This window comes from Saccharospirillum sp. (assembly GCF_039982735.1).
Taxonomy (GTDB): Bacteria; Pseudomonadota; Gammaproteobacteria; order Pseudomonadales; family Natronospirillaceae; genus Saccharospirillum.
Window position 1 is genome coordinate 93241 of sequence record NZ_JBDWXV010000009.1, and the last position, 21430, is coordinate 114670.

At 55.0% G+C, this 21430-nt stretch carries 20 protein-coding genes; 6 read left to right on the forward strand and 14 right to left on the reverse strand.

The annotated features are described in order from the left end of the window. Positions 1 to 229 precede the first annotated feature (229 nt). Genes ABJT94_RS06460 through ABJT94_RS06470 form a run of 3 tightly spaced genes read right to left on the reverse strand, consistent with a single transcriptional unit; the run spans position 230 to position 3523 of the window. A complete protein-coding gene (locus tag ABJT94_RS06460; protein ID WP_348474867.1) occupies positions 230 to 1096 on the reverse strand; it encodes a carbohydrate ABC transporter permease in 867 nt (288 codons plus the stop codon). Beyond that, positions 1096 to 2253 carry a sugar ABC transporter permease gene (locus tag ABJT94_RS06465; RefSeq protein WP_348474868.1) on the reverse strand — a complete coding sequence of 386 codons (1158 nt, stop codon included), beginning with the start codon at positions 2251 to 2253 and terminating at the stop codon, positions 1096 to 1098. Before ABJT94_RS06465 ends, ABJT94_RS06460 begins: the two co-directional genes overlap by 1 nt. After that, a complete protein-coding gene (locus ABJT94_RS06470) occupies positions 2240 to 3523 on the reverse strand; it encodes an extracellular solute-binding protein (RefSeq protein ID WP_348474869.1) in 1284 nt (427 codons plus the stop codon). The genes ABJT94_RS06465 and ABJT94_RS06470 overlap by 14 nt, the downstream gene beginning before the upstream one ends. Positions 3524 to 3786: 263 nt before the next feature. Here ABJT94_RS06470 and ABJT94_RS06475 point away from each other — a divergent pair, with 263 nt between their 5' ends. Both ABJT94_RS06475 and ABJT94_RS06480 read left to right on the forward strand, forming a co-directional pair. After that, positions 3787 to 4827 (forward strand): LacI family DNA-binding transcriptional regulator, encoded by a 1041-nt coding sequence (locus tag ABJT94_RS06475; RefSeq protein WP_348474870.1) that lies wholly within the window; start codon positions 3787 to 3789, stop codon positions 4825 to 4827. 59 nt (positions 4828 to 4886) lie between these two features. After that, positions 4887 to 5849: a levansucrase gene (locus ABJT94_RS06480; protein WP_348474871.1), complete on the forward strand. Its 963-nt coding sequence runs from the start codon at positions 4887 to 4889 to the stop codon at positions 5847 to 5849. A gap of 185 nt (positions 5850 to 6034) precedes the next feature. Here ABJT94_RS06480 and ABJT94_RS06485 read toward each other — a convergent pair whose 3' ends face one another. The 3 genes from ABJT94_RS06485 to ABJT94_RS06495 all read right to left on the reverse strand — a co-directional run bounded on the left by ABJT94_RS06485 (position 6035) and on the right by ABJT94_RS06495 (position 8998). Next, positions 6035 to 6754, reverse strand: coding sequence for a spermidine synthase (locus tag ABJT94_RS06485; protein WP_348474872.1), 720 nt, complete (start codon positions 6752 to 6754; stop codon positions 6035 to 6037). 68 nt (positions 6755 to 6822) lie between these two features. Next, positions 6823 to 7797, reverse strand: coding sequence for a PDR/VanB family oxidoreductase (locus ABJT94_RS06490; protein WP_348474873.1), 975 nt, complete (start codon positions 7795 to 7797; stop codon positions 6823 to 6825). A 148-nt stretch (positions 7798 to 7945) separates the two neighbouring features. Further along, positions 7946 to 8998 carry an aromatic ring-hydroxylating dioxygenase subunit alpha gene (locus ABJT94_RS06495; RefSeq protein ID WP_348474874.1) on the reverse strand — a complete coding sequence of 351 codons (1053 nt, stop codon included), beginning with the start codon at positions 8996 to 8998 and terminating at the stop codon, positions 7946 to 7948. A gap of 239 nt (positions 8999 to 9237) precedes the next feature. Between ABJT94_RS06495 and ABJT94_RS06500 the strand changes: the two genes are divergently transcribed. Further along, positions 9238 to 9927 carry a GntR family transcriptional regulator gene (locus ABJT94_RS06500; protein ID WP_348483209.1) on the forward strand — a complete coding sequence of 230 codons (690 nt, stop codon included), beginning with the start codon at positions 9238 to 9240 and terminating at the stop codon, positions 9925 to 9927. A gap of 60 nt (positions 9928 to 9987) precedes the next feature. On the opposite strand, the gene ABJT94_RS06505 is transcribed toward ABJT94_RS06500, so the two are convergent. Then, entirely contained in the window at positions 9988 to 10860 is an 873-nt protein-coding gene (locus ABJT94_RS06505) for a LysR family transcriptional regulator (RefSeq protein WP_348474876.1), read from the reverse strand. Positions 10861 to 11172: 312 nt separating this feature from the next. Between ABJT94_RS06505 and ABJT94_RS06510 the strand changes: the two genes are divergently transcribed. From ABJT94_RS06510 to ABJT94_RS06520, 3 genes are all read left to right on the forward strand, one after another. Further along, positions 11173 to 12348 carry an acyl-CoA dehydrogenase gene (locus tag ABJT94_RS06510; protein WP_348474877.1) on the forward strand — a complete coding sequence of 392 codons (1176 nt, stop codon included), beginning with the start codon at positions 11173 to 11175 and terminating at the stop codon, positions 12346 to 12348. Further along, positions 12348 to 13568, forward strand: coding sequence for a CaiB/BaiF CoA-transferase family protein (locus ABJT94_RS06515; RefSeq protein ID WP_348474878.1), 1221 nt, complete (start codon positions 12348 to 12350; stop codon positions 13566 to 13568). The genes ABJT94_RS06510 and ABJT94_RS06515 overlap by 1 nt, the downstream gene beginning before the upstream one ends. 301 nt (positions 13569 to 13869) lie before the next feature. Continuing rightward, entirely contained in the window at positions 13870 to 14727 is an 858-nt protein-coding gene (locus tag ABJT94_RS06520) for an amino acid ABC transporter substrate-binding protein (protein WP_348474879.1), read from the forward strand. Between the two features lie 14 nt (positions 14728 to 14741). On the opposite strand, the gene nadC is transcribed toward ABJT94_RS06520, so the two are convergent. From nadC to tssC, 7 genes are all read right to left on the reverse strand, one after another. Further along, the gene (nadC, locus tag ABJT94_RS06525) at positions 14742 to 15596 is read right to left on the reverse strand and encodes a carboxylating nicotinate-nucleotide diphosphorylase (protein ID WP_348474880.1); all 855 of its coding nucleotides are present in this window, start codon (positions 15594 to 15596) and stop codon (positions 14742 to 14744) included. Positions 15597 to 15760: 164 nt separating this feature from the next. Beyond that, on the reverse strand, positions 15761 to 15955 hold the full coding sequence (locus tag ABJT94_RS06530) for a hypothetical protein (protein ID WP_348474881.1): 195 nt from the start codon (positions 15953 to 15955) through the stop codon (positions 15761 to 15763). 147 nt (positions 15956 to 16102) lie between these two features. Further along, positions 16103 to 17092 (reverse strand): type VI secretion system baseplate subunit TssG, encoded by a 990-nt coding sequence (tssG, locus tag ABJT94_RS06535; protein ID WP_348474882.1) that lies wholly within the window; start codon positions 17090 to 17092, stop codon positions 16103 to 16105. Continuing rightward, on the reverse strand, positions 17056 to 18780 hold the full coding sequence (gene tssF, locus ABJT94_RS06540) for a type VI secretion system baseplate subunit TssF (RefSeq protein ID WP_348474883.1): 1725 nt from the start codon (positions 18778 to 18780) through the stop codon (positions 17056 to 17058). Before tssF ends, tssG begins: the two co-directional genes overlap by 37 nt. 3 nt (positions 18781 to 18783) lie before the next feature. Further along, positions 18784 to 19203 carry a type VI secretion system baseplate subunit TssE gene (tssE, locus tag ABJT94_RS06545; RefSeq protein ID WP_348474884.1) on the reverse strand — a complete coding sequence of 140 codons (420 nt, stop codon included), beginning with the start codon at positions 19201 to 19203 and terminating at the stop codon, positions 18784 to 18786. A gap of 2 nt (positions 19204 to 19205) precedes the next feature. Continuing rightward, entirely contained in the window at positions 19206 to 19688 is a 483-nt protein-coding gene (gene tssD / locus ABJT94_RS06550; protein WP_348474885.1) for a type VI secretion system tube protein TssD, read from the reverse strand. An 18-nt stretch (positions 19689 to 19706) separates the two neighbouring features. Next, entirely contained in the window at positions 19707 to 21419 is a 1713-nt protein-coding gene (gene tssC / locus ABJT94_RS06555) for a type VI secretion system contractile sheath large subunit (RefSeq protein WP_348474886.1), read from the reverse strand. Between the last annotated feature and the right edge of the window lie 11 nt (positions 21420 to 21430).

Here is a 21430-nt window from a genome sequence, read left to right on the forward strand (position 1 = left end):
AGGCCTCGGGTACTCACAACGGGTTACTGGATGCCCGGTGTGTCTGGAGAGGTTGTCGCTTTCAACCTAATCTTGAGCAATGGAACGAAAAGCTGAGCCCGCTGAAAAAATCTCAATGAACAACCAACAGGTTATCTCTTGAATAGCACTTTACCTGGGTTTCATCGGTATGACCCTTCACAGAGTCAAAGACGAAGTGCAACGATTCGTGAATTTCCATGGATTGCCACTAACCCTTGACCCCGGTCGAAGCAATGCTGGAGATAAATGCTTTTTGCAACGCCAGGTAAAATGCCAGTACAGGCAAAGTAATCAATGACAGATAGGCCATGATTTCTCCCCAGGCTGTATTCATTTGGAAAAAATACTGCAGTCCCACCATGACCGGTCGGTACTGATCGGATTGGGTCGTCATCAATGGCCAGAGGTATTGATTGTACATCACCAGGAACTTCAGGATGGCTGCGGTAGCGATAATCGGCCCCGACAAAGGCAATATAATTCGCGCGTATATCTGGAACCAGGTAGCGCCGTCGACGCGTGCCGCTTCAACAATCTCGCCCGGTAAATCCTTGAAATACTGGACAAACAAAAAGATCGTCAGTGCATCCGCCAAAAAGGGAATGATCTGTACTTGATAACTGTTCATCCAACCAATCTCGAAGCCGTCCAGCCCAATCCAGGGTAAATTGTTAACCAGCATTAACATCGGAATGGCAATCGTTTCGAAAGGAACAATAAACGTCGCAAGAATGATGGAAAACAACACCGACTTTCCCCAGAAATTTAGAAACACAAAGGCAAAAGCAGCCATCGAACAGAGAAACAGCGACAACACCAAAGTACTGGCCGTAACAAACAACGAATTGAAGACAAACCGGACTATTGGTACCCGCTCCCACGCTTCGCGGTAGTTGTCCAGCGAGATATCACCTACCGGTAAAAAAGCGCGAATGGAGGTACTGTCCTGCAGTAACTGCAAGTCCGGTTTTAACGAGGACACCACCATGAACACGACCGGGAAGATAAAAATCAATGCCACCCAGATAAGCAGTAAGTAACGCACGGCCAATGAGAGCTTGGAGTAACGATCCATTAGTTCTTCTCCCGGGTCAGGTAACGTTGGAACAGCGAAATCGCTAGCACAAATACAAACAGCACTACTGACAGCGCTGAACCACCAGCGATATCCTGTTTGCCGTAGCCTCGCTGCACAGCCTGATAGACCAACGTTTGGGTGCTGTCGAGCGGGCCGCCCCGGGTCATAACATCTACCTGAGCAAAGAGCGCAAAGGCTTGCATGGTGATTACCACCATGACCAGAATGGCCGTGTTACGCAGGCCGGGCCAAGTCACATAACGGAACGTCTGCCAGCCATTGGCGCCGAGCTGCGTTGCCGCCTCATACAGCTCTTTGGGTATGGTTTGCAGACCTGATAACCAAATCACCATGTGAAACCCTACGGCCTGCCAGATCGACATCGCCATAATGGACCCCAGCGCGGTATCGGGGTTGCCCAGCCAGTCCACCGGCTTAAAAGCCCCGAAGGTGACAAATTGCAACAGGCTGTTAAGCAGTCCGTTTTCACCATCGTAGATAAAGCGCCATAGAAAAGAGATCACAACGATGGAAATGACCACTGGCATGAAATAGATCGCTCGAAATACGTTCACCCCTCTCAATTTTTGGTTGATCATCAGCGCCAGCAGCAATGCAATAAACGCCTGGGTCGGTGCCACAATGCTGACAAACAGAACGGTGTTCACCAGGGCTTTCATAAACACGACATCGGAAGCTAATACCACGAATTGACTGTCGTTAAACCAGGGCAGGGTTAGCCAGCGACGCTTGCCATCCAGGTTGGGATAATCCGGGTTGTTGCGTGTGAATTGACGCAAGCGGGGAAATTGAGTTTCACCATCTTCTACCACAACGGCACCACTGACATCCCGTTCGGGCTCCAGTACGAAAGTGCTCAGCCCGAGCATGTCCTGAAAGTTGTCCAGGCCCACCCATTCGGTTTCATTAGGCGACATCAACCGCTGGTTGGTAAACGACAGAATGAACGCCAAAAGGAAAGGAATGACCAGGAACAACGTGATCAAACTAAACGCAGGAAACGCCATCAACCAACCGGCAAGGTTTTGCTTGTTAAAACCGGATTTATTGACCTTAACTGTCCTTTCCCCGGACAACGCCGCCCCCTCAGGGGCAGCTGTCGTGTCGGTGAATGTAGACTTAACGGTATCCATTGTTCTTTTCCAGGTCGTCATTGATGGCGTCGGTTGCTGCATCCAGCGTATCGGCAACGTCGGCACCATTGGCAAGGTCACGCAGCGCCTTCTCGAATTCGAGAGAGGCCACGCCGTATCCCGGTGTGATAACGCGATTGCGTGCCTGTTCATTGCTCAGTTCGTAAAAGACCTCAAGATCACCGCCTGCTGCGTAGTCGCTGGTCATTGTTGCCGCACTTTCAGTGGCTGGAATCAGACCGGTGGTATTGGAGAAAGCTGCCACGTATTTGTCTTTCAGTGCAAACTGGATAAACGCGTTGGCGCCTTCCTGCTTGTCGGACGATTTGGTCACCGCAAACTGCCAGGAACCAGAGCCGATAAAGGACCCTTCGCCCATATCCGGTGCGGGTAGAAGCAGTAGATCGTCGCCAAATTGCGCTAACGCGGCTGGTGCCGCCCAGTTACCATTCCACTGCAAGGCGTAATCACCATTCAGGAAACCGGTCTCTCGGTCACCGCCATCCTGTGACGTGCCTGGCGTCCACTCCTGCTCAAACAGCATTTGCCACCACTCGCCGAATTCAATACCGGCGCTGCCATTCAATACGCCTTCGGCTGTTGGCACTGAGGGGTCCATCAGGTCGCCGCCAAAACTGTGCAGGAAAGGACCAAAGGCGTATGAATACCACTCCCCTGTCGAAGCCATTCCCAGATCCAGCGGGTATTTGAAGTCACCGCTGGCATCGAGATTTGCCAGCGCGCTATTGAATTCATCCTTGGTCCAGGGGCTTTCGAGCGTTGGAATTCGGATGTTGTGCTTCTCCAGGACCGAACGACGCGCAAACATGGCAACCGCGGCGTCCCAAAAGCCGATGGAGTAAAGCTCGCCCTCATACCGGCCGATCGTACCAGGCAGAAACCCTGCCAACTGGTCTTCCTGTATATCCAACGGTGCCAGGTATCCGGACCAGGCCCAGTTCGGCATGACTGGAGCATCCACATCGAGGATATCCGGCAGATTATCCGATAGACCGGCTGCGACGATGGACGAGTTGTAAGAGTTCTGAGGGAAAGACTGAATTTCAACTGCCCAGTCATTCTGGCTAGCATTGAAGTCGCTGATAATGGAGCCGAGAACTTCCATTTCGGCCGGGTTCCCGGCGCCGTGGTACCACAGGCTCAGTGTTTCGGTAGCGACTGCGGAACAGGATACGGACGCAGCCATTGCTGCCAGTGCGATGCGCTTCATGGCTGAAGCACTCTGCTGCTTGCTGAACGTGTTTGTCATGGCATTACACCTTAGATTGTTGTTGTAATTGCAGTTTGATCGTCTCAAATGACAATGTTGTCAATTTGTGGGGCTATTTTTACCCCTCCAATGACATTGTTGTCAATTGGAAAATGTTTCAGTTTGTAATTCCGACAACTCGATTACTTGGGATAGGTATCATAGGGCAGTTAGCCTATACGAGCTAAGTTATGCAGGTCTGTTGACAATCTGCTGGCTTTGCATAAACATGGCAATGTCTAACGTTGTCATCAGAGAGTTATATGGCCAACATTCATGATGTCGCCCAGTTGGCCGGTGTCTCCATCAAAACGGTATCGCGAGTCATCAATAACGAGCCGTCCATTAAGGACACCACCCGGGCCAAAGTAGAAGCCGCGATTAAAAAACTGGATTACCGGCCGCACGCTGGTGCGCGAGCCATGCGTTCCAGTAAGTCCGGCATCATCGGCATGATCACAGGTGTCTTGTCCGCTGCGACTCACGACCCGCTGGAATCCGGCCTATCGGCCATGCACCTGGTGCGAGCCGTTCAGGAAGGGTGTCGACGCGATGGCCGAATCCTGATGATCGCCGACAGCCCAGGCTCATCCGAAGAAGTCGCAGAGCTGCTGCGCAAGTTTCAATCGCATCGGGTTGAGGGTGTCATTTATGCAGCGGACTATCATCAGCAGGTCTTATTCCCCCATTCAGAGAACTTCCCGCTAGTGTTGGCCAACTGTTTTGATGCCATGCAAACCCCGGCCGTTGTCCCCGACGACGCTCAGGGTCAGGAGATCGCCACGCGCTATTTAATCGAGCAGGGCCACCGACGTCTGGCCTACATCGGTCTGCCGGATAACATGGTGGCTTCCAGGTTGCGACTGAACGGTTTTCTGAAAGGTTGCCGGGAAGGTGGTCTGGATGATCGCGCCATCATCTGGCGTCAGACAAAAGAGTTCGAGCCGTGGACACCGTTCGCTGACTTGCAGGCCATTCTGGACGAGTTACTGACGCGGGCGGAGCCACCGACCGCTTTTTGTTTCGGCAATGATTTAATGGCCATGCGCGCCATGGCGTATTTTAAGGAAAAAGGCGTTCGCATACCCGATGACATCTCAGTCATAGGCTATGACAACGATGAAATGCTTATTCGACATATGGAACATGCATTAACCACGGTCACTCTGCCCTATCGGGAAATCGGCCTGGAAGCCTATCGATGCCTCGATGGCATCCTTCAGGGCAAGCATGACGCCAATGCCGATCAGCCCCGGCGAATCGAAAGTGAATTGATTCGGCGTGACACCGTTAGCCACATCTGACACCCCCATCAAATATCCGTGAGAGGCGCTTGCCTCTCTTTTTCCACAGGAAGCATGACATGTTCGCACTAAACGATAAATGGATCTGGGATTTCTGGCTCTACCAGGACGGCGGCCAATGGCACCTCTATTACCTTCAGGCCGACAAGAGCCTGGAGGATCCGCAGTTGCGGCACTGGAATGTCAGCCAAGGTCATGCCATCTCCACCGATCTGCACCATTGGGACAACCAAGGCACTTGCCTGGCACCCGCTGAAGGCCCGGCCTGGGACGACAAGACCACCTGGACCGGTTCGGTCATTAAAGACGACAACGGGCTTTGGCACCTGTTTTACACCGGAACCTGTGAAGCCGAGCGAGGTATGAAGCAGCGTATCGGTCACGCCACCAGTACGGATGGCCACCATTGGGAGCGCGTAGGCAATGGCCTGGCGCTTGATCTGGATCCTGAACTGTATGAAGAATACGAACAGGGCCAATGGCATGACCGTGCCATGCGCGACCCCTGGGTAATGAAAGACCCCGATGGTGATGGCTGGCTGATGTATTTCACCGCTCGCGTATCGGGCCGGGACGAACCGAATGACGGAGGCGCCATCGGTCTGGCACGATCTGCGGACCTTGCTCACTGGACTCTGGAGAAGCCGGTCTATGCCGGCCTGTTTGGCCAGTTAGAGGTTCCGCAAGTATTCAAACATGGCAAGCACTGGTACTGCCTGTTCTGCACCGCTGGGGAGCATTGGTCGAAAGGCTATGCGGCCGACTCACCCACGGACCCCGTAGGCGGCACCCATTACCTGATGGCCGACCATCATCTTGGCCCATGGCGGTTAGCTCCGGGGCCTTTCCTGGATGGCGGCAACCCGGTGCCCCGTTATGCCGGCAAGATCATCCGGCAAAATGACGAACTCTCGTTCATGGGGTTCTGGCATGACACCCCGGATGGAACCTTCATTGGCCAAGTATCCGATCCAGTTCCAGTCAAGGTGAACACTGAGGGATTGCTGCATCTAACTGACTGAGATTTCAGTATTCACACACTAAAGAGTCGCCAAACTGGGTGTTGAAATTATTCTGAATAAATTGAGTCTATATTTTAAAAAGGCAGCACACGGTTTTAAGAGCATCATTGCTTAATCTACTACTGAAATCGGCGCGAGCTTATGGCGATACACCGAAACCGAACGGCGAAACGTGACGCTCAAGCCTATTTAATGGCGACATAAACCGTTGCCGTTGCTTCGTTGTTTTGGAATGGGTTGTAAAAGCGAATGATGTGGGACTCGACCTGGCTGAACACCGTTTCCAGCACGGCGATAAAATCCGGTGCCGGCGGTTCGTTGGACCAGAGCGCAAACACGCCTTCCGGTCGCAGTTGCCGGGCCATGGTGGCCAGGGTGTCAGTCTGGTAAAACGACGCATTGGAGGCGTTTAGCAGAAAGCTTGGGGAATGGTCAATGTCGAGCAGAATGGCATCGAAGACACGGCCAGGCTGCTCCGGGTCGAAGCCGGTTGGCTCGCCTTTGGCCAGGTCAAAGAAGCTGCCCTGTACGTAGCGGTTTCGCGGGTCGGCATTTAATATGGCGCCCAGCGGCACGTCTTCGGCCTGGTGCCATTCGATCACCGGCTCCAGTAGCTCGACCACCACCATGGAACGTACTTTTTCGTGCTTCAATGCAGCAACGGCGGTATAGCCGAGGCCAAGACCGCCGACGACAACATCGGCTGGTCGATCATCCAATGCGGCTAACCCCAAATCAGACAGCGCTTCTTCGGCTTTAACAAACAGGCTGGACATCAGGAACTCTTCGCCGAGCTTTACTTCGTAGATGTCGTCGTCTGTCAGGCCGGGAATTCGCCGGCGGCGCAGGGTGATCTGGCCAATGGGCGTGGGGCGGGTATCAATTTGTTCGAACAGGGGGCGCATGCGCTGGTGCCTCGTTTTTGCCGAGGCACCATGCTAACAGAAGAAGCGGACTGAGGTCGCTTGCGAGCTTACAGATCCAGCACCAGCAAGGGTGATTTGGAGCGTGAACAGCACACCGTCATCTGATCATTGGCGGCGTGTTCGGCGTCATCCAGATACCGGTCACGATGCTCGGGAGTGCCTTCGATGACCTTGGTCAGGCAGGTACCGCAAATGCCCTGCTCGCACGAGGTCAGCACATCGACATCGTTGTCGATCAGCACGTTAGCGATGGTCTCGTCAGCCGGAATGTCAAACTCCTCTCCCGTACTCGCGATTCGAACCTTGAAACTGCCATCGGCCGAGGTGTCGATGTCTTCGGCAACAAAGTATTCGGTGTGCAGATGATCGACCGGCCAGCCAGCGTCCTTGAATGTCTGCAAGGCACTGTCGGTAAAGCGCTCTGGTCCGCACACATAGAGATGCGTATCGGGCTCAACGTTTTTCGCCAGAGCGGCCATGTCTACCCGACCAGTATCCGGCTCGTCGCTGAAATAAAAATGACAGCGGTCGCTGAACGGGGCATCTTCCAGCTCATCCAGAAACGCCATGCACCCGCGTGACTTGGCGGCATAATGAAACTCGAATTCCTTGCCTTCACGATTCAGTTGCTGGGCCATGGAGTAAATCGGCGTGATGCCAATGCCACCGGCCAACAACAAGGATTTTTTGGCAGCCGGGCGCAATTCAAAGTGATTGCGCGGCGCACTGATTTGCACCAAATCACCTTCATTGAGTGCATCGTGCACCGCCATAGACCCGCCGCGTGACTTCGGTTCGCGCAGCACACCCAACTGATACCGTTTGTTGTCCCAGGGGGCATTGCTCAGCGAATACTGACGAATGGTATCCAGCGCAACCTGAATATCAATGTGGCTTCCTGCGGTAAACACCGGCAATTCACGACCGTGCGGATCGACCAGTTCCACTCGCACAATGCCATCGGCTTCGGCGACTTTTTTGTTAACCTTGACGATCATCGACAGGGTGGTTTTTTTACTCATACCAACTCCGGTAGACAGTGCGCCCGGCCAAAGTGGCCGGGCACTGTTCGGATTAGTTCAAGCCTGGAGTTCACTAAGTGGCTACATTCCGCGAAGGCTACCGGTGGCACCCTTCGCTCGCACGTTGCGAACTTCAAATCTCGAAGATTTAAGACGCCGATGCTTCCTGCTTGAGGATCTTGTCGATCATGCGGCGCGCCAGTACACCACCGCCGTCGATGTTCAGTTTCAGCAACTGACGGTCAGGGTTGTCGATCAGATTGCGTTGCTGGGCTTCCAGCATTTCCAGATCTTCCGAGAAAATCTGGCCCTGACCTTCGCGAATGGTCTTGGTCAGTTCCTGATCGTGCGGCTTGAAGTTACGGGCCATGCCCCAGTAGTACCAGATTGAGGTTTCGGTTTCGGGGGTAATGAAGTCGACCACAACGCTCGACGCTTTCTGGTCGGCCGGGGCATCGAATCCACCCTGGCCGGCAATGGCCACGCCAACGTTGATCATAATGTGGCTGGGGGGTGTGAAGCGGCTGATCTGCCAGCGGTCGACATCGGCCGTCGGTTCAAGGTCGTTGAATTTCAGGGCGTTTTGCCAGAAAGGCGGTGCCTTAATGCTTTCCATGGTGCGCTTGGTGACCACGGTATCGCCATCCTTAAAGGAGTCGGGTGCTTCGTCTTCGATCTCGGGCTGACCAATGCTGGTCGCGTGCACATAGGTCTCGTGCGTCAGGTCCATCAGGTTATCGACCATCAACTTGTAGTTGCAGTTGATGTGATAAACGCCGCCGCCGTAGGCCCAGTCCGGGTCATCAAAGAAGTCGAACTTGGGAATCAGATCGGTATCGGCTTTTTCAGCATCGCCCGGCCATACCCAGATAAAGCCATACCGCTCTTCAACCGGGTAAGCCGTAATGCCCGGAAACGCATTGACGCGCTGGCCTGGCATCGACTTACAGTTGCCGTCGCAATTCATCACCATGCCGTGGTAACCGCAGACCAGGTCACCTTCGTCATTCACATAACCCAACGACAAGGGCGCACCCCGGTGTGGGCAGAAATCGGCCAGGGCCACGATTTTCTCGTTTTGGGTGCGGTAAAACACCATACGCTGGCCACAAATCTGGCGGCCCTGTGGCTTGTCGGTTATTTCATCAGACGAAAAGGCAACGTACCAGGTATTGGTCGGCCAGGAGGCTTGCACGGTCATGGCGGTTCTCCACTGCATCGGGTCGTGTGATTGGGTCGGTCGACTCACTTGTTTTTATCCGTCGACATCAGTTATGGATCCAAAAATAGGTTTCACACCCCCGCTTGTCAATAGAAATATCAGTTTTGGATCCACTTATGTATATTTTTGGATCCAGGATGTACCTGAAAGGCTTGCGCAAAGCCCCCATTGGGCCGAGAATGCCCAGCACAAATGACTCACTGGATCCCGTTTTCATCATGACCCAGATCAGCCACACCGCCATTACCGCACTGCGCAAACACATCCGCGATGGTCGCTACCAACCGGGTGAAAAACTGCGTGAAGTACAGGTAGCCGAGCTACTGGGCGTCTCACGTACACCGGTCAGACTCGCCTTTCGCACCCTGGAACAGGAAGGCCTGCTGGAACGTACCGGCAAGCAAGGCTATGTCGTACGTGAAGTGTCGGCCGACGACGTCTTGTGCGGTGTTGAGATACGTGGCGTACTGGAAGGGCTGGCCGCGCGTCGGCTGGCCGAGAAGGGTTTATCTGCAGAGTTGAAAGACCAACTGGAACGCTGTGTTCAGGAAGGGGATGCGCTCATAAACCAGCCTCAGCTGAGCCAGGAAGACATTGAACGCTGGGGCGACATCAACGCCCGCTTCCACGCCCTGATCGTCAACAACGCCGGCAGCCGCGCCATCAGCGACGCCATCACCCGCAACAATCACCTGCCGTTCGCCTCATCGGCTTCGATCACCATCGATACCGATCACCTGGCCCAGGAGCAACGCAAACTCCAGGTCGCGCAACTGCAACACCAGCTCGTTGTGCAAGCTCTGGTCATGGGCGAAAGCACCCGCGCAGAAATGCTGATGCGCGAACACGCCTATATTGGCCTGCGTTACGGTCCGTTATTTGGTGTGCCGGAAGGGATGGCCTTGTGAGCTGAGAGCTACGAGCTGTTAGCTAATAACTCAGAACTCGCAGCTCGCAGCTCTCTTTTCTCACTTCTCAAAAAAGCTCAGGAACGCCTGGCTCGCCTTCGACAGATAGTGATTTTTCTTCCAGCCCCAGGCCAGTTCGAGCGGAATGGGCGGGTCGAAGGGCCGGGTGCAGAGCAGCGGCTCGTTCTCGACAATCATCGACAGACAGGTCGCCAGCCCCATCTCGTTTTTCACCAGGCTCTTCAACAAATCCACCAGGTTGGTCTCAAACTGCACATTCAGACTGAGCCCCTGCGCCCGGGCGCGTTGCTCAACCGAGTCGCGCAGGTAATAACCACTGCGAAACATCACCGTTGATTGTTTGCAAAACGATTCGATTGTGATCGACTCGCGCTCCGCCAAATGGTGATGCTTCGGCATACAGGCCACAACCTGCTCCGACAATTGCGAGGCATATCGAATCTGGTCGTGGGGTCTTTCAGAGCGAATCAGCGCCAGATCGAGCTCGCCATTGATCACCATCTGCTCCAGCGTATCGGTACCGGCTTCATACAGACGAATCCGAATCCCGGGGTAGGCTTTCTTGAACGCAAACAGGTAGGCCGGTAAGTAATAGGTCGACAGCATCGCCGACGCGCCCAGCTTCACCTCCCCCTGCTCCAACCCCTGCAGCTCGGTCAGTTCGCGGGTGGCATCGGTCAGCCCTTCCAGAATGCGGCGCACGTGAGTAAGCAATACCTCACCGTCCGACGTCAGCGTCATGCGCCGGTCGGCCCGGTTAATCAGCTTGAGGCCGGTTTCTTCCTCCAGCTTTTTAATGGCAATACTCAACGCCGGCTGCGCAATACCCAACCGCCGCGCCGACCGGGAGAAACTGCCGGTAATGGCGATGTCGTTGAAGTACCGCAACCGGCTGATGCTGTCTAACCGCATAAAGTTACCCCTAGCACACAGCTCTCAGCTCTCAGCTCTCAGCTCTCAGCTCTCAGCTATATCCTAAATATATGGAAAATATAAAAACAATATAATATGGATATTCAGAAACTTAAGCTATCTTTAAGCCCACTAAAAACACCGATCTGGAGTTAACGGCCAGCTCAGTGTCAGGTGCCGGGTGTGCCTAACCGGGGGAGTCCGCAGCAAGGATGCTGCGGTCTAGGCTCCATGGATGGATATACGCCGACCCCGGTTAGGCACACCCGGTGACTGACACGAACTCCAGCCACCAAAACAAGAGGCACCACTATGGCTACCGCACATTTTGACTGGAAAGACCCCTTCAAGCTGACCGAGCAGTTGAACGACGACGAACGCATGATTCTCGACACCGCCCACGCCTACTGCCAGGACAAACTGGCCAGTCGTGTGCAAATGGCCAACCGCAACGAAAGCTTTGACCCCGCCATCATGCTGGAACTCGGCGAATTGGGGATGCTCGGGGTGACCTTGCCGGAAGAATACGGCTGCGTGAATGCCAGCCATGTCGCCTATGGCCTGATCGCCCGCGAGGTTGAACGCGTCGACAGCGGCTACCGCTCGGCCATGAGCGTACAGTCCTCCCTGGTCATGCACCCGATTTACGCATATGGAAGCGAAGAACAGCGCAAAAAATACCTGCCCAAACTGGCTACCGGTGAGTTGATCGGCTGCTTCGGCCTAACCGAACCGGATGCCGGTTCTGACCCCGGAAGCATGCAAAGCAAGGCCGTCAAAACCAACAATGGCTACGTTCTCAACGGCGCCAAAATGTGGATCACCAACTCCCCCATCGCCGATGTATTCGTAGTTTGGGCCAAACTCGACGGTGAGATCCGCGGCTTTATCCTCGAACGCGACATGAAAGGCCTGAGCGCTCCCAAAATCGAAGGCAAATTCAGCCTGCGCGCCTCGATCACCGGTGAGATCGTGATGGAAGATGTGTATGTGCCTGAAGCCAACATTCTGCCCAACGTCAAAGGCCTCAAAGGCCCCTTCGGTTGCCTGAATAAAGCCCGCTACGGCATTGCCTGGGGCGCCATGGGTGCGGCCGAAGCCTGCTGGCTGGCCGCACACAGCTACGTGATGGACCGGGTTCAGTTCAACCGGCCGCTGGCCGCCAACCAGCTGATCCAGAAAAAACTGGCCGACATGCAGACCGAAATCAGCCTCGGCTTGCAGGGCTGCCTGCGCATGGGTCAACTGATGGATAACGACGCCTGCCCGGTTGAGCTGATATCTCTGATGAAACGCAACAACGCCGGCAAGGCACTCGACATCGCCCGCGTTGCCCGCGACATGCACGGCGGTAACGGCATCAGCGACGAATACGGTGTTATCCGCCACGTCATGAACCTCGAAGCCGTTAATACCTATGAAGGCACGCACGACATTCACGCCCTGATTCTCGGCCGTGCACAAACCGGCATTCAGGCGTTCGGCTAATGAACGATACAGCCGTTCAAGGCGCCCTGAGCGGCATTCGGGTCATCGACCTGAGCCGCATTCTGGCTGGCCCCTGGGCCACCCAGATGCTGGCCGACTTCGGCGCCGAAGTGATTAAAGTAGAGCGGCCCGGCCAGGGTGACGACACCCGGGGCTGGGGCCCGCCGTTTCTGGGCGAGGGCGAGCACCGCGTCGCCGCCTACTTTCACAGCGCCAACCGGGGCAAAGCGTCCATCACCATCGACTTCACCAAACCGGAAGGCCAACAACTGTTGCGCGACCTGATTCGCGACGCCGACGTACTGGTCGAAAACTACAAAGTTGACGGCCTGAAAAAATACGGGCTCGACTACGACAGTCTGAAGACCATCAACCCGCGTCTGGTGTACTGCTCGATCACCGGCTTCGGCCAAACCGGGCCATACAAACACCGCGCCGGATACGACTTCATGATACAGGGCATGAGCGGCCTGATGAGTGTAACCGGCGAACCCGATGGCACTCCAATGAAAGCCGGCGTAGCACTGTCCGACATTTTAACCGGCCTCTACGCCGCCAACGCCATTCAGGCTGCCCTACACTTTCGCGCTTGCACCGGCCTCGGTCAGCACATCGATCTCTCCCTGCTGGATGTTCAGGTCGCGGCCATGGCCAACCAGGCCATGAACTACCTGGCCACCGGCAACTCGCCGGGGCGCCTAGGCAACGCCCACCCCAATATCGTGCCCTACCAGGCGTTTGCGACAGCAGACGATTACCTTATTCTCGCTGTCGGCAACGATGGGCAATTCCAGCGGTTCTGCGACGTCGCCGGCCGCCCGGACCTGGCAGCCGACGAACGCTTTGCCACCAACCAGGCCAGGGTTGCCAACCGCGAAACCCTGTTACCGGTAGTTATCGAGCTGATGAAAACCCAGTCTCGCGACTGGTGGCTGGCCCGACTGGAAGAAGTCTCCGTACCTTGCGGCCCGATCAACACTCTGGAGCAGGTATTCGCCGACCCCCAGGTTCAGAGCCGTGAGCTGCAGCGGGAGCTGGACCAGACAGAACTGGGCAAGGTGCCCTCAGTCGCCAACCCCATCCGCTTCAGCGAATCAGCGGTTCAGTACGACAAAGCGCCGCCGTCACTGGGTGCCGATACCGACCGGGTTCTAATAGACCTGCTGGGCTGCGATGCAGAGCAATTAGCGCTTTGGCGTGAGCAAGGGATCGTTGGTTAAATCTGATCGACGACGTCATGATTTAGTAGTCAAACTTTTGAGTTTGCACACTGAAAGCGGCGGGTGGCAGGGTTGTTTTTGCGGGGGTATCTGAGGCATGGATGCCCAAGTTAAGCCTACACGGAGGTATTCACGGCGCCCCCGCAAGAGCAACCCTGCCATCCGTCGCGGGCTCAAGGCATGGTAGCCAGTTCAGCCTCCGAAACCAGAGCTCTACCTCTTGACGCGCCTCAACACTCCTTTGACAACCCCAGCCGTTCAACTAGTCTGCGGTAAGGCTTGTCGTTGTAGGGTGACCCGAATGGTGCGAACTCTGGTGATGTTATGGTTTGTGACCATCGTGACCAGTGTTCGCGCTGAACTCGCTGTGGTTTACCCCGCCAGTGAATCTGAACTGGATCGTCGTTTTGACGACCTCACCCTCATATTGCGCACCGCCCTGGAAAAAACCGAAACCGACTTTGGCCCCTTCGAAATGCACGCCGCGCCGGCTCCCATGACGTCCATGCGCTATTCACAGGAGCTGATGGCCGGGCGCACCCCGAACGTGATTTGGACCTCAACCTCCATTGAACGCGAAACCCTGCTTCTTCCCATTCGCATTCCCCTGCGCAAAGGCTTGTTGTCGTATCGTATCGCACTGACCCGGGCCGAAAATCAGCCCAAAATTGACCAGGTACAAGAGCTGGAAGACCTCGCGCAACTTTCACTGGCGCAGGGCATTGGATGGGGAGACATACTGGTATTTGAAGCCAACGGGTTGCGGGTATCGACCAGCGAATACGAAAGCCTGTTTCGCATGATCGATGCTGGCCGGGTGGATATTTTTCCGCGCGGTATCGGCGAGGTGTTCGACGAATGGGAAATGCGGCGGGAGGTATTGCCCAACCTGACCATCGAGCCCAACCTGCTCTTGTACTACCCCTGGCCCTATTACTTCTTCGTCAAGAAAGACAACGCCGCCCTGGCTGAACGGCTGGAAACCGGGTTGCTGAGAATGATCGACGATGGCAGCTTTGATGCTATTTTCTGGCGCTTTCACGGTGAAGCCATCGAACGCGCCCGCTTGCAGGAGCGCCGGGTCATCGAACTTAGCAACCCGCTGCTGCCACCCGACACTCCGCTTGACGACAGCCGACTCTGGTACCAGCCTTCCTAATCGAACAACGGCGCTTAGTCTTGAATGAACAAGCGCATCGACAGATCGATTGCGGTGACATCCTTGGTCAGAGTGCCCATCGAAATATAGTCCACCCCGGTTTCAGCAATGCCACGCAGTGTATCGGCGTTCACATTACCCGAGGCTTCCAGACGAGCCCGGCCGCTCGTGGTTGCTACCGCGGTGCGGGTATCCTCCAGGCTGAAATTATCGAGCATGATGACATCCGCGCCGGCCTCCAGCGCTTCGGCCAGTTCAGACAGGTTTTCGGTTTCCACCTCAACCGCCTTGCCCGGGGCCAGGTCTCGGGCCGCTCTCACCGCCGCACCAATACCACCACAGGCCAGGATGTGGTTTTCCTTGATCAGAAACGCATCGTAGAGGCCCATCCGATGGCTTTGGCCACCGCCGCAAGTCACTGCATATTTCTGCGCCAGGCGCAGCCCGGGCAGTGTCTTGCGGGTATCGAGCAGATTTACGCCGGTGCCTTCGAGCATGGCCACGAAATGCGCCGCGCGCGTCGCCGTGGCCGACAACAACTGCAGGAAATTCAGAGCCGCTCGTTCACCGGTCAGCAGTGACCGGGCTTTGCCGTTGATCTCTACCAGGGTGTCATTGGCCGCAACCCGGTCGCCGTCCTGAACATGCCATTCCAGCCTGACATCGGGGTCCAACTGATGAAACACCTCATTCACCCAGTCGACACCGCAGATGACAGCCGTTTCACGAGTAATCACCCGCGCATGGGCTTCGCTTTGCTCAGCAATCAAAGCGGCATTGATGTCGCCGCTGGCAACGTCTTCGGCAAGTGAAGCCGCCACATTAGCCACGATGGACTGGCGCAGATCATTCAGGTCGATCGGGTACATAACACCTCGGAAATCAGCGATGCAATAAACAGGAAGGGCTTGAAGAGACGGGATTATAGGGGGTAAGGCGGCGAAATGTCATGCGCAGGCAGTACAAAACAAAAAAGCACGGCCCCGAAGGAGCACGTGCTGGAAACTAACAACGATAAAGTAAAAAAGGACGATCAGGCGCTGTGCGTGCGAGACGGGGCGCTGAACCAGGAGACCAGAGTCTCTTTGGCAGATGCCAGGCCTTTCAGGGCAGCCGAGCGCAGGTATTCATTGCGCATTCTCATGGCTTCGGCTTCGTAGTAAGCCACATCCGGGTTGCCCCAGGAATCGGTAACAGCTTTGAATTCGATCTCGTTTGAGTGTGCCATGTTTGCCTCCAGACAATGTCATGTGCGTGTACGGTTAGGCGCTGAGGCCTTCAATGACACCCATGATAGGGAGGCTTACGATCGGTAACAAACGATGGGTTTTCATGCCATAGGTGAATTTACCTCATCCATAGCCGAACGGAGGGATCAGTCGAGTGATGCAAAGAAGGGGACGACGCCACTGTCACTGATGTGCCCGAGATAACTGGTTTGCCCCAGATGATTCCAGTCTTGCCCCAGTCTTGCAGGTTGGCCGGTCCGGCGCACCAGCAACTCCAGTTGAACGGCCAACGGTTCGACCAGATAGTCACGAACAAGATGATTGAGCAACGCCCAGCGCCCGGCATTCACAAACTGCTCCCGGTACATGGCTTCGGGCATGGGGCCGATACGCACACAAATTCCACTGCTGTAATCGGTCACTCGACTGCCCAGGTGTGCATCCTGTCCGAGCACGGTGGCCTGCTGTCCTAACCGCAACCGATCTCGCTCCGGCACCGGTGCCACCAGGCGATAATGTTCAACCACTTCAACCTCGTCAGTTTCCAGGTACCCCTGCAACAGCGTTTTGAGGCCCGTCGCCGATTTACTGTACAAACTGAATAGCCCGCTGAAGCGTAATTTCAACTGCGCCAGTTCATCATCCGGGTTTTGCTCCAGTGTCGGATTATTACTAACACTGGCGATCAGCCGACGATAATCCTGCAGGCGGTTCTCGATGGTATTCTGGGTCAGGCGGTTCAGGCGCCAGGCATCGAACAGTTTGGTCAGTAAATGGTTGTTCAGAATATCGAGAAAGGCCCTTGGCCCTTCGTAACCTTCCCATTCGTAATCCAGTAACTCTTCGGTATAAAAATCTGGCAGGGGTGAGGAGATGCCGTAGAGCCCGGCAAGATTGGTGACTAGTTCATAGCCTTTGTTGCCAGGCAATTCCAACACTTCATGAATGTCGGTATCACCATAGCCCAGTTCAAGATTGGGTCTTACCCGGATGTCACGCTGATCAAACCGACTGCGCGTACTCAGCGTATTCAAGCGCTGCAGCAACCGGTAAGCCTGAAAGAAATCGAAGTCCTGGCTGTTGTCCAGCAGGTCCTGTTTCAGATCAGCGATCGATGTCCCGTCTGGCTGGTCCATACCAGTTCCTCTGCAGAATTCAAATCTGTAATGGTCAACTCAACATAGGCATTGACCGTGGCAAAATCAGTCAGTAACCGATGCAAAACCTCGCCGAACAAATAGATATCACCCAGGCCCGCAAACCCGGTTCCGTCGACACTCAAAGTGACGTGTTGGCCACGAATAAGACTGCCACGTAACAATCGGGTTGCCGGAGTAACGGTCATGGCCTGAATGGAATCCAGTCGCTTTAGATTGGCGTTTTCATCGCTCTTTCCTGCGCTGTGTTGTGGCAGGTACAGTCGCAACAGCCCTTTCAGATTATCGAGAGTCGCCATCGGCAAATAATTAATGGTCAGGTGAGACAACAAGCTCCACAAATCATTACCGGATCGGGGAGGTACATAACCGGTTGGCGCCAACAGGTTGGAAAAGTCGACCAACTCGGAGGTATTCTGAGTACCTTTGCTCACTTCACCCTGCTTCAATTCACTGGCAAGACTGCCGTTGGAACAGGTCAGAGAAGCGGTCAGGGTTTCGCGCTGCGGGATACGCTCGCTGTCCGGATAACTCAGGTTCAGGCGCGTGGCGGTGCTTCCAGCATCGGCATCAAACTGCCGAATCAGTTCGTAAACACCGCCGTCGGCCTCACTCTGACTAAGCAATGACAGCGGCTGATAGCTGCTTCGCGTAGCCGTCTGGCGATTGTGACCGGTCACTTTTTGCACTGAATGAATCTGATACCGATTGTCCACATTGCGCGCTGGCTGCAATAACAAGTCGGCTTCTCGCTGATCCACCTGAACCGGTTCACTGTCATGAGGGAACAGATTAACCGCCGGTACGGTGAACAGTTTCAGGCTGTCGTTGCCAACCCGGGGCATTTTGCTGCGCAGGTTTTTCAAGTGGAACTCGATCGTCAGGTTACCGCCATCGACCATCAGCGTCTGAGGGCTGGGTGATGCCAGCCGGAAGTAGAGATAGTTATACTTGTTCACGTAATATTCAGTTAGCCGCTGATAAGTAGGCAGCGACTGACTGGGGCGGGACAACAACGGGTAGCGATCATCCGTACCCAAAGAGTCCAGCCTACAGCCAGGCAGGGTACGTCGTTGCCCGCCCTGAACCACAGACACCGACTGCACACAAGTCTTTAGCAGGTAAAACAGGGAACTGGCCTGCAAGTAGTCATCGGCAGCCAGGAAGCTCAGGTCACTCAGGCTGAAGCGTCGACCGTAGCCGGCGAGCATGTTGATCTGAACACTGAGCGTACCCGAGCGATCGCCGAGGGTTTCCAGCGTTACACCCTTTATCGTCATTGGTAACACATTCAGATCGTAGGCCGTGGTAAAACGGCACTTGACACCCTGAACCTCGCGGGAGTCGATAAAAGTGCCCTTGGGCACCAGCAGAGGCTCTTTGAGAATGCTTTTTGGCTCAAACGCCATGATGGTTGTGGCCGGAATTTCTTCTATATACTGCGGTGCGACCAGGTTGAGCAGCGACTGCGCCAGTTGCGGAAAACCGGAATCAAGTCGCTCCTGGATACCAGCACCCAGATAAGCTACGCCTTCGAGAATGCGCTCAACATCGGGGTCGGAGCTGGCACCGCCCAGATGTGGCGCATAGGCCGGGTATTTTCGGGAGAACTCAACGGCTTTTTCGCGCAGCGCATTCAGTTCGCGTTGGTATAGTTCACTGATCATTCATCAGCCCCGCATACTCAGGCTGATGCGTCCATCAGCAGTCAGGGAAATCATGGCTCGCACCGGCAGTACCCGGTCACGAACCGCTACCTCACCGCGCAATTGCCAGCGCAGCGCACCCGCCTTCACCGTTTCATCCCGCTCCAGCGAGCAGCGGCGGAGCCGGGGTTCAAACAGTTGAATGTTGATTCGTATCTCCTCGCTGATCACATCCTGAGCAACATTGCCGTGGCTGACAAACAGCTTTTTAACATCAGACAAGCCGAGTTTGTCGTGAATCAGCGCCGTCCCCTGAATGGTATTCAGCAGGTTGCTAATATCCGTCAGTATTGAATCTATAAGGCTGACGTCGTCGACCTCCAGCGGCTCACCTTCGAGGTGCTGCCACTGTTGCAGCCTTTTGAGCAAACGCAGTTGACCCATACTCAGCGCTCAGCACTCCAGGCGTCTTCATATTCCACACCATCGACTTCATGGCTCCAGATAATATGGTCGTACACCAGCGAGATCTTCTCGCGATGCCCCGCTACCTGGTGTTCAGCGGTTTCGGTATCAGGCACGTAGAATTCAATGTTGGTGATCTGGGCATTTTTCAGGCGCAGCCGGTAATACAACTCTTCCATGCCCGAGCCGTCGGTCCGGTACCAGTCGATCAGTACTTCGGTCAGCAATTCGCTGTCGCACAATGCCTGAAACAGCATCGGGCTGCTGCGATCGACAATCTTGCCCAGTGTCATCGGCAAATGCACCCGCCGTCCGGTTGGAATGCCAAAGGTGTCTGACGGTATCTTCACGGTGTGCTGAAAATTCAGTATCTCGATGCTGCCTTCGCGACCGGCCAGGTCTACATCGCCTTCGATCGCACCCTGGTTTTCTGCGGTTATTTGCATATAGCCGGGTAGTGCCATGAAAATCACCTCCTGTTATCAGCTTTTTTCCAACCGACCGCTTTCACGCAAGGTGACCGGCTGACCTAAAAATTTAAAGTGTGGGGTCAGTTCCATCGAGATCATGTACCACCCAGCTTTGCCTTCGACTTCCCGTATCGACAGGTTTGCGCTACGCAACGGCCGACGGGCCCTAACTCCGGGTGCCGGGTTATCCATGTCCGACACGTATTGGCGAAGCCACTGCGTCAGCTCCTGATCGATTTGCGCACGGGTCTTCCAGGAGCCAATGTGTTCACGCTGCATCACCTTCAGATACTGGGCGAAGCGGCAGGCAATCAGGATGTAGGGCATCTGTCCATCCAGTTGCGCCGCAATGGTTTCTTCGGGTGTACCTTCAATGTCATGAAAGCGAACACTGGCGGCTGAATAGAATCCCGCCTGTGATTTCCCCTTACGCAAGGTCAGCGGCACAAACCCCTGGTGCACCAGATCGTTCTCACGTCGATCGGAAACCAGCACTTCGGTTGGTATCTGACCGCGCTGGGCGCCGCGTCCGCTGGATACAGTCAACTCGGGCAGAACACCAAAGTCTTCCCCCACCATATTGACGAACCAGCGATAGCGGGAAAAGGCCGTTGCAACCCGTTCAGCCAATGCAAAGGCAGCGTTACCCCAAACACCTTGCGTATCCTGTTTGCGATAGGTCTCATAAAAACTAAAGCCCATGCTGTTGTCTTCTGCGTAGGCTTCACGCAGCAAAAAACGCGGCATACACAATGCCATGTAGCGCGCATCGGGCTCTTGTCGAAAAGACTGCCATTTCTCAAACCCGGGTTGCTGGAAGTGTGCGTTCAAGTCACGCATCCGGCTAAATTCCCGAAAGTCATCCAGTCCGAAGAAACGGGCACTGACCGCACCGAGATAAGGAGCATGCGCAATGGCGGCTACTCTAGCCAGATTCTGCAGCAGTTGAATATCCGGTGCGTTGGGGTCGAACAGGTAATCACCCACCATCAAACTGTAGGGCTTACCCCCGAACTGACCAAATTCGCTGGAATAAACCAGCTGGTACAACGGAGACTGGGTGATTTCCGGCGTGTCTTCGAAACTTTCACGCAGGGTTTCCTTATCCAGATTAACCACATCGACCAGAGCATTTTCGTGAAAATCGATCCCTCCTACCAGATAGTCGAGTGAGCGCCAGGCAGACTCCAACCGCTGAAAATCGGGGTGGTGCAACAATACGTTCATCTGCGAGTTCAGACGAGTGTCCAGTTCGGCCATCCAGCGGGAGACATCGGCTGAGTCAGGTGTTTGCGCCTCCTGCAGCAAGCCGGCTCGGTCAAGCAAAGCCCGGGTAGTATCGTTCAGGCTCACCGTTTCACTGTCCAGACACAGAGACAGGTTATCGCGTGCTTCAATCAGTGTGGTAAAGCCGGGTATGTGTGGAAAGAGCGATTCAGGCTCAAAATCGGACAGCGACAAGAACGACAGGGTAATGGAGATGGCCTCGCCATTACCGAGCATTTCGTCTTCAATCGAAAGTGTCAGTTCCGGCTGAAAGCTGGCGAAGGCACCACTGAGGTCATTGCTGGTCAGTTGTACTTTCTCAAAGGCATCATAGGGATCCAGATCAGCAGTAGGATTCAGTGCCGAGAGCACCAGAATCCGAAAGGGCAGTTCCTCATCCTGATCCGCACCATGGGCGCGGTACACCAAATTGATCTTTTCCGACACGCCCTCGGTCATAACCCGTGCTC